Here is a 15,049-nt window from a genome sequence, read left to right on the forward strand (position 1 = left end):
ATATTTTTATTAATAAATTGCGACTTAATTTGATTTAACCCCAACCCCTAATCTTACGTTTGCGTTTACAGTCATAGCATTCCATATCAACGTGAAGCTAAATTATGTCGACTATTAATCAACAACGCCTTATTAACCACTTTATTGAACTGATCAAAATCAACAGTGAATCACGCAATGAAAAAGCCATTGCTGAAGCCCTAGCTGAACAATTAGGTGAATTAGGTTTCAGTGTTCATCGTTTACCAGTGCCAGAAGCGGTATCTAACGGCTTTAATATTTATGCGCGTTTAGACGGTAATATCAATGACACTATCGCAATTAGTTGCCATATGGACACCGTCAATCCGGGTAATGATATCGAACCTATTATTGAAAATGGCGTGATCCGCTCAAAAGGCGACACCATTTTAGGCGGTGATGATAAATCAGGCATTGCTGCAATTATGGAAGCGGTACGTTGTATTCAAGCTGACAACCGTGATCACAAAACCATTGAATTAGCGTTCACGGTTCATGAAGAAGGTGGCTTACAAGGCTCTAAACTGTTTGATATGAGCTACATTACCGCAGAAAAAGCGATTGTGTTAGATTCAGGCGGCGCAATTGGTGCGATTGTGACAACAGCCCCCGGTCAACAAAGCTTAAAAGTAACGATTACAGGTAAGCCTGCCCATGCTGGTTTAGCACCTGAAGAAGGCATTAACGCGTTAACCGTTGCTGCTGATGCAATTACCAATATGCGTCTATCACGTATCGACGAAGAAACCACGGCTAACATTGGCGTTGTTCAAGGCGGACAAGTGACTAATATTGTGATGCCTTCGCTTTATCTTGCCGCTGAAGCGCGTTCGTTAAATGACGCTAAACTTGAACGCCAAACTGCACATATGATTGAAACTTTTGAGCAAGCAGCTTCGAAACACGGCGCTCAGATCAATATCGAATCAAGCCGTTCTTACAACGCTTATCATATTGATGATAATGATCCGCACGTACAAAGTATTATGTCGGCATTTACCGCAAATGGCTTAACCCCGTTTACAAAATCAACCGGTGGCGGCAGTGACGCTAATGTGTTTAATGGTAATGGCTTAAAAACTGTCAATCTATCTACTGGGATGAGTAAAGTTCATACAACTGAAGAATTTATTACCGTTGATGATATGACAAAAATCACTGAATTTTTATATACATTCCTATGTAAAAATGACTAACATATAATACAGATTAACAATAAAAAAACACATAATTTACAGCGACTTACTTTAAATACCCATAACAAAAACAAGTAAGTCGCAGTATTGACACCAAACACTCATCAAACCACACAACCAATCAATAATATTAATATTTATTTTTCTATTTTGAAATTTATGTCACTACCATGACATTTTAAAAAAGGTATATAGTGTACCCATTAAAAAAATACAAGCAGGATGCTTAAACACATACCATGACTATTCTATATCCAATCATCTTATCTTAGATATAGAGTGCAGCAGCCTAAAGAAAGAAGATTTAATGATGGATATTCAACATCTAACACCAAACGAAAAAGATCTGTTTATTACAACATTAGCTGAGTGTTATCGACGTCTAAAAGCAGCAAAAATAGAAGCAAAAGAACTCACAAAAGATGGGTTTCAATTAATGTTTCGATCAGTTTATAAAGATATAAATAATATGACTTAATTATTTTTTATAGTTAAGCACTGAGGCGTATAACTAGACGCCTCAATAAAGATTATGAATTACAATAAACACCTATCACCTACGACCATTTATCCACGATAATAACGTTGAGAAACAAAAGGCATTTTAGTGACTGTCATTGGCAATCGCTTACCACGTACTTCTGCAAATAATACTGTATCAACCTCACTATATGTCGACGCGACATAAGCCATGGCAACAGGAATCGAGACTGAAGGACCAAAACTGCCACTAGTGACCACTCCGACATGATTGTCATTCGCATCAAATAATAGGCTACCTTCTCGAACTGGCGCTTTTGTCTGACCAATTAACCCCACTCGCTTACGACTCACTGCTTTAGTCGCCATTTGCGTTAAGATAACATCAGCGCCGATAAAGCCACCATCACGTTCACCATCAGTACGACGAACTTTACTTATACCCCATAATAAGCTTGCTTCAATGGGCGTGGTTGTTGAATCCAGATCATGACCATATAGGCATAATCCACATTCTAAGCGCAGTGAATCACGGGCGCCCAAGCCAATCCATTCAACATTATCATTTTTCAGTAAAGCGATAGCCAGTGTCTGTGCATGTGAATTCGCCACTGATATTTCAAATCCATCTTCACCGGTATAGCCTGAACGACTGACGTAGCACTCTTGCCCTAACAGCTCAATACGTACCGCATCCATAAATACCATGTCACGCACTTGAGGGTTCAATTGTGCTAACACCTCAACAGCTTTAGGACCTTGCAATGCTAATAATGCGCGATCGGTAACGACTTCCAACTCTACACCTGCTTGCAAATGTGATTGTAAATGTGCGATATCTTGCGCTTTACAAGCTGCATTGACCACAATAAACAAGTGATCGCCAAAATTCGTCACCATCAAATCATCTTCAATACCACCCGCTTCATTGGTAAAAAATGCATAGCGCTGTTTACCTTCAGGTAAATCAATAATATCCACAGGAACTAACATTTCGAGCATTTTTGCCGCATTTTCGCCCCGTAAACGTAGCTGTCCCATGTGTGACACATCAAACAATCCTGCTGCATCACGACAATGCAAATGCTCCTTTTTAACGCCTAAATTATACTGCACAGGCATTTCATAACCTGCAAAAGGCACCATTTTGGCCCCCATTCTGACATGTAGATCATATAACGGAGTCTGTAATAAAGGTTGAGACATGATGATTTACTCCCAAATAGCCACAGGCGATATCCAATGATTGATCCACCCTATCAAAAGCACCACTAGAACGGAAAAGCCAATAACCGATATCTTGATCGCATCCGCAATATTGTTAAATAGCTATGACAACTAGCAAACGGTTACGTAGAATTTGAACCAATAACTTAACATTTGCAGCTTGAATACAAATACTAACAATATTAATCAACATTGTTACTCATACAATCTTCCCTACAGGAGTATAACCATGGAAACGACACTAAAATTTACAACCAGCCATGAATGGGTACGTGATAACGGTGACGGTACTATCACCATGGGCATTTCAGAGCATGCACAACAATTGTTAGGTGATGTTGTTTTTGTTGATCTGCCTGATATTGGGGATGTTACTGATGCAGGAGAAACCTTTTCATTAGTCGAATCGGTTAAAGCAGCTTCTGATATTTATGCGCCCGTTAGCGGTCAAATTCTTGAAACCAATAGCGAACTTGAAGACAGCCCAGAGCTCATCAATGAGGAACCTTATCTCGGTGGATGGATTGCTAAAATAAAATTAGACGATATGTCACAACTCGCCGCACTTATGGATAGCGATACGTACCTAGCATCTATTGCTGAAGTATAATGCCATCGCCAAGGAAACAATAATGACGTCTACTACATTACTTAGCATTCTTAGTGATGACTCTCGTTTTGCTCAGCGACATAATGGGCCTAACCTGTCGCAGCAACAACAGATGTTAGCGGCAATTGGTGTATTAAGCATTGAGCAACTTATTCAGCAGACTCTGCCTGCGGCAATTGCATTACCTGAGCCAATGGCATTACCAATGCCACAAAGTGAAGCCAATATGCTAGCTTCACTCAAACAGATCGCATCTAAAAATATTATCAACAAAAGTTATATTGGTCAGGGCTATTACAATACTTATACCCCGAGTGTGATTTTACGTAATATTTTAGAAAATCCAGGGTGGTATACCGCTTATACGCCCTATCAGCCTGAAATATCACAAGGCCGTTTGGAGTCATTGCTTAATTTTCAGCAAGTAGTGATGGATATGACAGGCATGGATCTTGCCAATGCCTCGTTATTAGATGAGGCAACCGCAGCCGCTGAAGCAATGACACTGTGCCTTCGTGCAGGTAAAAGTAAAAGCACACAGTTTTTCATTGCCGCTAATGTTCATCCACAAACGATTGATGTAGTTAAAACCCGTGCCCAATTTATTGGTATTGACGTTGTTATCGATGAGCCACAACACCTCCAAAACTACGATGTCTTTGGCGCATTATTACAATACCCTGCCACTAATGGTCAAGTTGAAGATTTAACGGATATTATTGCTACTGCACACACTAAAAAGACCTTGGTCACCGTTGCCAGTGATTTGCTAGCATTAACCTTATTAACGCCACCAAGTGAAATGGGAGCCGATGTAGTGATTGGCAGTGCGCAACGATTTGGGGTGCCAATGGGCTTTGGTGGCCCTCATGCTGGCTTTATGGCAACCAAAGATCAATACAAACGTACTATGCCAGGACGCGTTATTGGCGTATCAAAAGATACCAAAGGTAACCGCGCACTGCGCATGGCAATGCAAACTCGTGAACAACATATTCGCCGTGAAAAAGCGACATCTAATATCTGTACCGCCCAAGCGTTACTTGCCAATATGGCTGCTTTTTATGCGTTATATCATGGGCCAGAAGGGCTTCAAAAAATCGGCCGCCGTGTGCATCACTTTACCGCGATTTTGGCTGCTAGTTTAAAAGATAACGGCTTTATTATTGAAAACAGCAGTTTCTTTGATACGCTCACATTAGTTACCGCAGAACAAACAGACAGCCTGTATCAACAAACATTGAACGCTGGCATTAACTTGCGCAAATATTCCAATAAACTGGGTATTAGCCTTGATGAAACGACCTCAATTGATGATATTCGAACTCTGTTTCATTTACTCACCAATCAAGCTCTTGATCTAAGTTATTATACTGAAGCCATTGCTACTGATGAGTTTGCTGCAATTCCTGAGCGTTGCCGTCGCCAAAGTAAGTTTCTGACCCATCCGGTATTTAATCGCTACCATAGCGAAACCAACATGATGCGTTACATGAAACAACTCGAAAATAAGGACTATTCACTCACCCACGGCATGATACCGCTTGGTAGCTGCACGATGAAACTCAATGCTGCCACAGAAATGATCCCTGTCACTTGGCCTGAATTTAGTCAACTCCACCCATTTGCTCCACCAGCACAAACATTAGGTTACCAAGAATTAGCTAAAAACCTATCTGAAATGCTGTGCTCAATCACGGGTTATGATGCGTTCTCGCTACAACCAAACTCTGGTGCACAGGGTGAATATGCAGGGCTTATTGCGATTCAACGTTATCATCAAGCCAACGGTGATCACCATCGCAATGTGTGTTTAATTCCAAGCTCAGCCCATGGTACCAACCCTGCTTCTGCGGCAATGGTATCAATGAAAGTGGTTGTGGTGGCTTGTGATGAGCAAGGCAATATTGATCTTAATGATTTACAACAAAAAATTGACCTACACTGCGATAATTTATCTTGCATCATGATCACCTACCCTTCAACCCACGGTGTGTATGAAGAAGGCGTACAGCAAGTATGTGAACGTGTGCATGCCGCTGGCGGACAAGTCTACCTTGATGGCGCAAATATGAACGCACAAGTGGGATTAACCAGTCCTGGATTTATTGGATCGGATGTTTCTCACTTAAACCTTCATAAAACCTTTTGTATTCCCCATGGCGGTGGTGGTCCGGGTGTTGGACCTATTGGGGTTAAATCGCATCTTAGTCCTTTCTTACCGGGGCATATCGATAATCAACACTCACAGGAAAATCAATACGCAGTATCAGCAGCAGCACTAGGCTCAGCTTCAATTCTGCCGATTTCATATGCCTATATTTCGATGATGGGTGAAGCAGGACTAAAACAAGCTACCGAGATCGCGATATTAAATGCGAACTACATAATGGAACGTTTACGACCTCATTACCCTGTTTTGTATCGCGGTACACAAGGTCACGTCGCCCACGAATGTATTATTGATATTCGTCCATTAAAAGCAGCATCAGGCATATCTGAAGAAGACATTGCGAAACGCTTAATGGACTATGGTTTCCATGCACCAACCATGTCGTTCCCTGTCGCAGGTACGTTAATGATTGAGCCCACAGAATCAGAAGATTTAACCGAATTAGATCGTTTCTGTGAAGCGATGATCGCCATTCGCGAGGAAATTAATCAAGTACAAACTGGCGCATGGCCTTTAGATGATAATCCGTTGGTTAATGCTCCTCACACTCAAGCTGATCTGCGTGACGCTAAATGGACTCATTGTTATAGCCGCGAAGTTGCTTGCTTCCCATCACCACACACTCAAACCGCGAAATATTGGCCAAGTGTGAATCGTGTTGATAATGTTTATGGGGATCGCAATTTAGTTTGCGCATGTCCGCCAATAGATAGTTATCTTGATGAGTAATATAATGATCAAGAACTAATTTATTCACATAATTAATAAGCGGATCTTTTGATCCGTTTTTTTATATTTTTAAGACACTTTTCTTATATTTAAGAACCGCCAAAAGCCTATCACGCTTTTATATAACCACAACATATAGTTAGCATTAAAATAAAAGCCCACCTTAAATAAACACCAACAATAAAAAATGCCACCACAAAACATAACACCATGATTAACAATTAAAAAAACCAATAATAAACAGCAAAAAGCATTAATAGATTTTATTTATTAATAACCTACCCTGTAAATATACTTGTTTTAAATAACTAAAAAATCACATTTGAATTTGATCGACAATATAAATATACAAAGGAAGTGTTATGAATAAATTTATTTTAGCTGCATTCATTACAACACCATTATTTGGCTGTAACTCTAATGATGGTGAAGATATTATTGTTGATAAAGTTGGATTAGATATTTCGGCTCTAACTGATCAACAAAAACAAGATTACGCTCAAATTTCTACAGACATCAATGCATTTGTTTTATATGTGGCAGGCACTTGTGTTGATAAACAAGAACAGATCAACGCTGATTTCACAACATTAAGATGTAATATTGTCGATCATCTTACTGATATCGCTAAAACTGAATATTCAACGATTACACTGGTTGATGGAAAACTTGATATTACTCGTGAAAATAACGCACGGTTTATTATCAAAACAGACGAAGATGTGAAGTTTAAAGCGCCGACAATTAGCAGCGATACTCTTCGTTACCGCCTAAGTAGCGATAATAGTATTACCGTTCAAATATCAGGTGAAGACGAACAAATACTCACCACCAGTTTCCGTGGTTTTTATACTGACGGTAGTCTTTCTGATAATGGTTCTTGGACAACTGAATCGATCAAAGACCAATCTTTTATCTTCACTGATGACGAAAACACTCAACTTATCGCACTCACTGAGGGTCAAGCCAAACTGATAGGAAAAGACAAAAAAAGCTATAGCTGGTCAACAGATACAATGGGGAAAGTCGTTTTGAAATAATCATCATGACATAGGAATAGCGTCAATATAGCGCTATTCCACTTTTCAATGTAAAAAATCGTGCTTATAGTAAATAAATAGCTATACAAACAAATTTTCCTGATAAACTATAAACCAATGTGCATATGTTATGAAAAGGATTTTTTGATGTATTCATTCCTAAACTCAACCCGTACTCTTAAAGAGCGGTTAAATCTATTCGTTGCTTCAGTGCAAAATTTATATCCCGAAGTTATCGGTATCGCTGTAACTCGAATAGATGATCACGATAATTTATATTCAGTTTATCGAAGTGCTGATTATGGCGATAATTTTCCAACATTTATTGAGTCTATCAATAAATCACCACGCTTAAGTAAAATGCGCTCGTCATTAGAGCCAAGTATTATTGATAATATGCTTTGTCATCAATCGTCCATAAAGCATATTCATTTACGGCTATTACAAAGTAATTGTATTTCAAGCATGACCTGTCCAATTTACACTAATGGCACTTTTATTGGTATCCTGTTTATTAATGCCAGCGTAAAAGATTTTTTTTAGCGAAAAAGTCAATTATTTTACAGCTTTCTCTCTTCTTATCACGCTTCTTATTAGTGATGATTTTAATAATAAAAAAGCATTTCATTCTATTGTTAAAACAGTCTTATTGTTAAGTCACCACAAAGATCCAGAAACTCAAAACCATTTAAAAAGAGTGGCTGAATATAGCCGATTAATCGGGCTCTATTTAGCCAAAATGGAAAAGTGTAATGGTGACTTTGTTGATTCGGTTTATCATTTCTCCGACATGCACGATATCGGTAAGTCTCTTATTCCAGAAGATATTTTATACTCAACAGATATATATACTACTGAGCAACGAGCGATAATGAACCAACATCCTGAATTAGGGTGTCAGTTATTATCCAACATATTAACTACCTTTAAATATGATAATAACCAAGAACTGGATATTATTTTAAACATTATTCGTCATCACCATGAACGCTATGATGGTAAAGGATATCCTAATCAACTCAAAGGCACTGATATTCCATTAGAAGCACGCATAGTAACTGTAGCTGATGTTATTGATGCATTGTTAAGTCACCGACCTTATAAACAACCGTGGTCAATCGATGATGTTGAACGGTATTTAATCAATGGTTCAGGGACACTGTTTGATCCCTTGTGCATTGATGCCATTTTACATTCACTTGATAAAATCGCACTGATTCAAAGTCGCTATCCCGATATTATTGAAGAAGAGCTACCTGTGTAGCTCTTATATCAATTTCTCAACAATAACTAGCAGATAGTACCACCAGTTAATTGAATATCTTGCTCATTATCAATCACAGCTTGAGCGGCCACTTTTAAACCTTCAGCAATCATAGCTAACGACATACTCGGTTGTTCAGTGAGCGCTGCTTGCTCAGGTAATAGTGGAATATGAATAAAACCATGCGCAATGCGAGTATCACGTAAATAATGCTGCACACCATAAAATAAGTGATTACAAACAAAAGTACCCGCTGTATTAGAAACCTGACACGGAATTCCTGCTTGTTGCAACGCTTGTGTCATCGCTTTAATTGGTAAAGTTGAGAAATACCCATCAGGACCATCAACGACAATCGGTTGATCAATCGGTTGATTACCTTCGTTATCTGCAATACGAAAATCATCAATATTAATCGCCACACGCTCTGGTGTGATCGCCGCACGCCCACCCGCTTGACCTACAGTGATCACATAATCTGGCTGATGATATTTAATTGCCTCAATCACAGCATCGATTGCTTTAAAACGCGTAACAGGGACTTGGCAGATAACAATTTCACCGTTATTAAGTGCAACGCCCTCAAGTAACTTAACGGCTTCTAATGCAGGGTTAATTGCAGCACCACCAAAAGGTTCAAATCCAGTAATTAGTATTTTTTTCATGGTTATTCGTCCTTTAAAAAGCCAACATGTACATTAAGACAATATTGAAAGCCAGCATCACTAAGCCCGGTAAAAATTGCGTCATAATTATATGGTTTTTATTTTTGAGTTCTAATAATGCAGCAGGAACAACATTGAAGTTAGCAGCCATAGGGGTCATCAATGTACCGCAATAACCAGATAGCATACCTAATACTCCAACGATTGCAGGATTACCGCCTTGTTCAATAATCAATAATGGAATACCAATACCGGTTGTGATCACCGCAAACGCAGCAAATCCATTACCCATAACTACCGTAAATAACATCATCCCCACACAATAAGCCACAACATATGCTTGTAGATTATTATCTGGCACAATCATTTTAACCAGTTGTGAAACGGTATCACCAACCCCAGCTTGGCTAAATAAATAGCCCAATGCGGCTAAGAATTGTGACAATATTGCCGCCCAGCCAATGCCATCAATTAAACGACGGCCCTCATTGATACTTTGGGTTGCTGATCCTTTAGTGATCACTAACGCGACACCAATTGCCAGCACTGAACTAATACCAAGCCCAGTAAGCGCACCTAAATCAGTACATTGACTGACCACAATGGTACCAATTGGAATCAGCACTGCCGGAATAAACAGTTTATTTTTAAGCGTAAGCGCACTCTTGGCTTTGGTACTATCATCGGTACTGTTATAAGTGCCAACTCCCATAAAGCCACCAGTTGCGAGCAAGGTTAATGCCAGTACTAATAAGCCGGTTACCCAATGAGGCATCAAAGGGCCACACATGAAAGTGATACCATAAATCAGCCAAAACGTACCGGTTCCCCACCGTTTAGCACTGTTCTTATCAGCAAAACTTTGTATCGCAAAAGCAATCAGTAATAAGCCTGTGGTTTGATAAACATACTCAAGCATTATTGTGCTCCTTTTGTGGCACTGATTGGATGGCCAAATGACGTGCTAATCGCATATCTTCCAATTTGCAACACACAGCAAAGACGGCGAAAGAAGCAACCGCTGTTGGTAATGCCCACAAATACATTTGTTCAAGTTCAACCTTAATACCGTTATCTTCCATCACACCTTTGATTAGTAACAATCCACCAGCACCAATGAACAATAGCTGACTAAAGAAATTACCAAAGTTTTCACTCACGGCAGATAAACACCGAATTCGCTGACTTTGGTTATCGGTTAATTCACCGACTTGCTTTTCTGCTGCGGCTTCTGCCATTGGCGCAATTAGCGGACGTATCATTGATGGGTGCCCACCTAAATGTAACCCCATAGCATTGGTTAATTTACGTAGCGCAAGGTAGGTCAGTAATACACGACTTACTGAAGCACTTTTCATACTTCCAATTAAGGTTTCAGCGCGTTGACGTAAGCCATAACGTTCTAAAATACCGATCATAGGTAATATAAGGATAAACAGTGACATGTAACGGTTTTTGGTAAATGACTCCCCTAAAATAGATAAAATCTCAAATAATGGAATGTGAGCCACTAAACCCGTAACAACACCTGCGGTTAAAATAACGAGTAAGGTATTTAATTTAAATGCTAATCCTACTGTAATGATCACTACACCAATTAATGGCCATAAATCTACCATGTACGTCTCCTGCTATTTGAATAACAAGCAATAACCCCATACTCATTGAGCGTGCAGCTATCGCTATTAATAATCGTGATATTTAACGGAGATTACGAAAATAAATTTGTGGTTTCCAGTTAATTTTCGTGAGCAAAAAACAGCACAAAAAAAACAAAAAAAAGACTAATAAACAATAATTTATAAAAACAACAAAATTAAAGACTTGGATTATTCTCACAACAAATAAATATCCTTAGTTATCATGCAAAATATAATACTACTCATGGTGATAACAAAAAGATTAAATTGATACAATACGCATAATAATTGATATTTTATGCATGCAATATCATTTTGTAACAGATTATATTTTTCAAAGTTCAATAGATCATCCCATCACTACTAACACCAAAAAATCATGGCAGTACCTGACACATTAATCATTATTTTTATAGTCGGAATATTAGCAACCCTACTGACTGACTTAATTCCTGAGGGTAGCTTCTCTCAACAAACTGTCAGTTTTATCGCAGATGGGGTTGAAAAAAAACGCACAGTGATCGATCCAACCTCGTTTACTTATGCAATAGATGCCAGTGGCGATAAGATTTATAACACTGTCGGCTTCTTTAGTGCCGGTGACGGCGTAGGCTTAATGAACTTTATATTTGAAGGCTTAGTGTCAGGCAGTAACTTCAGGCTCTGGCCATGCCATTACTGACACCTTTAGGTGACATTGCTGGTATTTATCATCAAGTGACGGTACTTACATTCCAATTAGGCGATGGTTTACCAATATCGTTGTGCCAACATTTGCATCACTAATGGGAACATTAGAGGTTTGCCGTATTGATTGGGGTGACGGGATCCGCTTTAGCTGGCGCTTTATGTTACTGCTATTTATCACATCAAGTGTAATTGTGATTTGTGCTCACCTAGTTGGATTTAATTAACCACATGACACCGACGATAAAGACCCAATACACGATTAAAACATCATCATACCCAGGCTAAACTAATCATTAGCATGGGTTGTTTTTATACTCCCGCCATTCCTCAATGGAATTTGATTTCCTCTTCCTTAGCGCTGTTATGATTAATTTTATTCAAAAAACGACGCTCCAACATAAAATAGTCATAATTATAGATAATCATTTACCAACTATGATGAAATTTATGCTTTACTTGATTAATAATAATCACTTAAAAGCATAACAAAGGAATTTTATGGTGAAGTATCTAAAATCAATTAAATATTTATTTATAGTATTATTGCTAGCTCAATTAACGGGCTGTGGTATTAATACTATTCCCACTCTTGATGAACAAGTTAATGCTGACTGGGCACAAGTACAAAATAACTATCAACGCCGTGCTGATTTGATCCCTAATCTCGTCGCCACCGTGAAAGGCTATGCCGAACACGAAAAAGATACTTTAACTGCCGTTACTGAAGCGCGAGCAAAAGTATCTTCGATGCAAGTGACACCAGAAACATTAAATAACCCAGCAGCCTTTAAGAAATTTGAAGCCGCTCAAGGTCAATTAAGCAGTGCACTCTCTCGGTTAATGGTTGTGTCTGAGCGTTATCCTGATCTTAAAGCGAACCAACAATTTATTGCGCTTCAAGCACAATTAGAAGGCACAGAAAATCGCATTGCTGTTGCTCGTCGTGATTATATTAATGCAGTAAAAGCCTTTAATACTGAGATTCGTACTTTCCCTGGTCGTTTATGGCATTGGGCAATGTATAGCGATCTAAAAATTAAACCAAATTTTACTGCGACCACTGCCAATGCTGATGTTGCACCTAAGGTTGAGTTTTAAATGAAAAAAGTCCTTTTAGCATGTGGACTTTTATTGCTCGTCAGCCAAAACGTTTTGGCTGCGATCACTTTTCCTGCCTTAACGGGAAGAGTGGTCGACGACGCCCATATGCTTAATCAAGCGCAAACACAACAACTCGATCAGATTCTGGCCGCAGAAGAAAAATCATCATCAAACCAAGTTGTAGTGGTAACAATCCCTTCAACCAACGGTATTCCTATTGCTGATTATGGCTACCAGTTAGGTCGAGCATGGGGAATTGGTCAGAAAAAACATGACAATGGCGTGCTATTAATTATCGCTAAAAATGACAAAAAAATGCGCATTGAAGTCGGTTATGGCTTAGAAGGCGCACTACCTGATGCCATTGCGATAAATATTATTAATCATCAAATCAAACCTGCGTTCAAAGCGGGTAAATTTGCCACCGGTATTGAAAATGGTGTCAACGCCATTATTGCTGCAATTCATGGTGAATATAAACCCGTCGCTACTGAAGATAAACCGCCATACGATTTCTATTTGTTCATTCTGTTTGTAGTGATCATTCAAATAATTGCCTTTAGTCGTCGACGCCATAATCGTTCAACCTATTATGGCCGTGATGGCGATGTTTTCACTAGTGGTGGTTTTGGTTCATCAAACCGCGGGGGATCTAATGGTGGTTTTGGCGGCAGTGGCGGAAACAGCAGCGGTGGTTTTAGTGGCGGCGGCGGTGGCTTTGGCGGCGGCGGTGCATCAGGAGGATGGTAATGAAATTATTTACAAACGAGCAGCTACAAACAATTAGTCAAACCATCAGTGATATGGAAAAAACCACCGATGCTGAGTTAATCACCGTAATGGCAACTAAAGCTGATGACTATTACTTTGTACCTACACTGTGGGCTGCCATTATTGCGTTATTTGTTCCGGCTCTGTTAACGATTACTCCGTTATGGTTAGAGCTAACAGATATTTTATGGGTACAATTAAGCACCTTTATTATTTTGACATTAATTTTTCGTCTTCCAGCGATAAAATACCGTTTATTACCTAAAGCTGTAAAACATCGTCGCGCAAGCCTTATTGCTCGTGAGCAGTTTTTAGCCAATGGGGTTCATCGCACTAAACAACATTTAGGTGTAATGATCTTTGTTTGTGAAGCCGAGCATTATGTAGAAATTCTAACGGATTATGGCATTAGCGAACGAATCAGCGATGAAGCATGGCAAAGTTTAGTTCGTGATTTTACCAAAGATGTTAAAACAGGCAAAACCTTTGAAGGCTTTATTCAATGCTTACAACAGTCGGGGAAGTTATTGACTAATGCCCTACCTTATACAGAAGAAAAAAATGAGTTGCCTAATTGCTTAATCGTAATTGATTAATTTATACAGCAGTCTGTTATTAATATTAATTGTTGAAATAGCCGTTTGGTTATTTCAACAATTTATTTACCCCCATCAATTACAACTCCTCCATCGATACCTTTATTCATTGCACGATTCGTCAAAATGGTTATCTTGCTGCCATTGCTCCCAACTATCAATCTTAAACCTTTTTTTGAGCCCTTGCTACATTCACCGCTAATATTGCCGCAGTAAACACACCAAAAAATACAATCGCATATAAATAATAAGCAGAAAACTCTTCAAATTTCCATATAATCAGCCACATAAAAAATCCCCATGACAGAGATCCAAATACTGATTGTAAAACAAACAACTTCAACGGTGACTCAAATAGACGAGGCTTAGGATTTGCTTGAAATAAGATTAAACATGCAGGATAAGGTTTCGTTAGGTACCTATTGACACCTTTTTCCTCTAAATACAGTTGGATAAAATCAGCTCGCTTCATTACCTCTCCCTATATTTTAAATAAAATAGATCACTGATTTAATGTAAAACTCAGCGACAATAATCAACCATTATTATGATGATATATAAGCACTAACAACTGTTCATATTTATAATCGCGGGTTACATCACATTCTTATGCTTGGACTAATTACATTCTTATGCTTGGACTATTATGCTTGGACAGCCAAATTTATTAGTTATTGCATGTAGTACCTAAGAAATAAATCATTCCACCAGCAACAAACTCTTCGACGATGAATATTACAGCATATAATTGAAATCATTGAGTAAATCGGTTCAATTCCCAGATTTCAGGATCGACAATACCTACAATTCTGACAATAATTGCAGTTTTTTAATTCAATTATCAAA

General features: G+C 38.8%; 16 protein-coding genes and 1 pseudogene. 12 read left to right on the plus strand and 5 right to left on the minus strand.

Annotated elements, in window-relative coordinates:
- Positions 1-104 precede the first annotated feature (104 nt).
- Complete coding sequence (locus tag BTN98_RS15675; protein ID WP_060998457.1) at positions 105-1,217, plus strand: M20/M25/M40 family metallo-hydrolase; 1,113 nt, start codon at positions 105-107, stop codon at positions 1,215-1,217.
- Positions 1,218-1,524: 307 nt separating this feature from the next.
- A complete protein-coding gene (locus BTN98_RS20395; RefSeq protein WP_156451836.1) occupies positions 1,525-1,695 on the plus strand; it encodes a hypothetical protein in 171 nt (56 codons plus the stop codon).
- A gap of 89 nt (positions 1,696-1,784) precedes the next feature.
- On the opposite strand, the gene gcvT is transcribed toward BTN98_RS20395, so the two are convergent.
- A complete protein-coding gene (gene gcvT, locus BTN98_RS15680; RefSeq protein WP_060998456.1) occupies positions 1,785-2,903 on the minus strand; it encodes a glycine cleavage system aminomethyltransferase GcvT in 1,119 nt (372 codons plus the stop codon).
- Between the two features lie 250 nt (positions 2,904-3,153).
- Between gcvT and gcvH the strand changes: the two genes are divergently transcribed.
- The 5 genes from gcvH (at position 3,154) to BTN98_RS15705 (ending at position 8,740) form a co-directional block, all read left to right on the plus strand.
- Entirely contained in the window at positions 3,154-3,534 is a 381-nt protein-coding gene (gcvH, locus tag BTN98_RS15685; RefSeq protein WP_060998455.1) for a glycine cleavage system protein GcvH, read from the plus strand.
- 22 nt (positions 3,535-3,556) lie between these two features.
- Positions 3,557-6,436 (plus strand): aminomethyl-transferring glycine dehydrogenase, encoded by a 2,880-nt coding sequence (gene gcvP / locus BTN98_RS15690; RefSeq protein ID WP_060998454.1) that lies wholly within the window; start codon positions 3,557-3,559, stop codon positions 6,434-6,436.
- Between the two features lie 362 nt (positions 6,437-6,798).
- Positions 6,799-7,476: a hypothetical protein gene (locus tag BTN98_RS15695; protein WP_060998453.1), complete on the plus strand. Its 678-nt coding sequence runs from the start codon at positions 6,799-6,801 to the stop codon at positions 7,474-7,476.
- Between the two features lie 147 nt (positions 7,477-7,623).
- The gene (locus BTN98_RS15700; protein WP_105030036.1) at positions 7,624-8,019 is read left to right on the plus strand and encodes a hypothetical protein; all 396 of its coding nucleotides are present in this window, start codon (positions 7,624-7,626) and stop codon (positions 8,017-8,019) included.
- A 106-nt stretch (positions 8,020-8,125) separates the two neighbouring features.
- Positions 8,126-8,740: an HD-GYP domain-containing protein gene (locus BTN98_RS15705; protein WP_167390209.1), complete on the plus strand. Its 615-nt coding sequence runs from the start codon at positions 8,126-8,128 to the stop codon at positions 8,738-8,740.
- A gap of 26 nt (positions 8,741-8,766) precedes the next feature.
- Here BTN98_RS15705 and pcp read toward each other — a convergent pair whose 3' ends face one another.
- Genes pcp through BTN98_RS15720 form a run of 3 tightly spaced genes read right to left on the minus strand, consistent with a single transcriptional unit; the run spans position 8,767 to position 11,024 of the window.
- On the minus strand, positions 8,767-9,405 hold the full coding sequence (gene pcp, locus BTN98_RS15710) for a pyroglutamyl-peptidase I (RefSeq protein ID WP_060998451.1): 639 nt from the start codon (positions 9,403-9,405) through the stop codon (positions 8,767-8,769).
- 13 nt (positions 9,406-9,418) lie between these two features.
- Positions 9,419-10,324 carry a DUF979 domain-containing protein gene (locus BTN98_RS15715; protein WP_060998450.1) on the minus strand — a complete coding sequence of 302 codons (906 nt, stop codon included), beginning with the start codon at positions 10,322-10,324 and terminating at the stop codon, positions 9,419-9,421.
- Positions 10,317-11,024: a DUF969 domain-containing protein gene (locus tag BTN98_RS15720; RefSeq protein WP_060998449.1), complete on the minus strand. Its 708-nt coding sequence runs from the start codon at positions 11,022-11,024 to the stop codon at positions 10,317-10,319. Before BTN98_RS15720 ends, BTN98_RS15715 begins: the two co-directional genes overlap by 8 nt.
- A gap of 400 nt (positions 11,025-11,424) precedes the next feature.
- Between BTN98_RS15720 and BTN98_RS20700 the strand changes: the two genes are divergently transcribed.
- The 5 genes and pseudogenes from BTN98_RS20700 to BTN98_RS15740 all read left to right on the plus strand — a co-directional run bounded on the left by BTN98_RS20700 (position 11,425) and on the right by BTN98_RS15740 (position 14,203).
- Positions 11,425-11,727 (plus strand): hypothetical protein, encoded by a 303-nt coding sequence (locus BTN98_RS20700; protein WP_060998448.1) that lies wholly within the window; start codon positions 11,425-11,427, stop codon positions 11,725-11,727.
- A pseudogene (locus BTN98_RS20705) lies at positions 11,706-11,959 on the plus strand (putative basic amino acid antiporter YfcC); the annotation flags it as partial. The gene BTN98_RS20700 and the pseudogene BTN98_RS20705, both read left to right, overlap by 22 nt.
- 274 nt (positions 11,960-12,233) lie before the next feature.
- Positions 12,234-12,833 carry a LemA family protein gene (locus tag BTN98_RS15730; RefSeq protein ID WP_060998447.1) on the plus strand — a complete coding sequence of 200 codons (600 nt, stop codon included), beginning with the start codon at positions 12,234-12,236 and terminating at the stop codon, positions 12,831-12,833.
- Positions 12,834-13,586, plus strand: coding sequence for a TPM domain-containing protein (locus BTN98_RS15735; protein WP_060998446.1), 753 nt, complete (start codon positions 12,834-12,836; stop codon positions 13,584-13,586). It begins immediately after the preceding gene.
- A complete protein-coding gene (locus BTN98_RS15740; protein WP_060998445.1) occupies positions 13,586-14,203 on the plus strand; it encodes a TPM domain-containing protein in 618 nt (205 codons plus the stop codon). The genes BTN98_RS15735 and BTN98_RS15740 overlap by 1 nt, the downstream gene beginning before the upstream one ends.
- Before the next feature lie 163 nt (positions 14,204-14,366).
- Here the strand turns inward: BTN98_RS15740 and BTN98_RS15745 are convergent, their stop codons facing one another.
- The gene (locus tag BTN98_RS15745) at positions 14,367-14,675 is read right to left on the minus strand and encodes a DUF6404 family protein (protein ID WP_240616131.1); all 309 of its coding nucleotides are present in this window, start codon (positions 14,673-14,675) and stop codon (positions 14,367-14,369) included.
- Positions 14,676-15,049: the final 374 nt, after the last annotated feature.

The sequence above is a fragment of the Photobacterium aquimaris genome, assembly GCF_002954455.1.
In the GTDB taxonomy this organism is placed as follows: domain Bacteria; phylum Pseudomonadota; class Gammaproteobacteria; order Enterobacterales; family Vibrionaceae; genus Photobacterium; species Photobacterium aquimaris.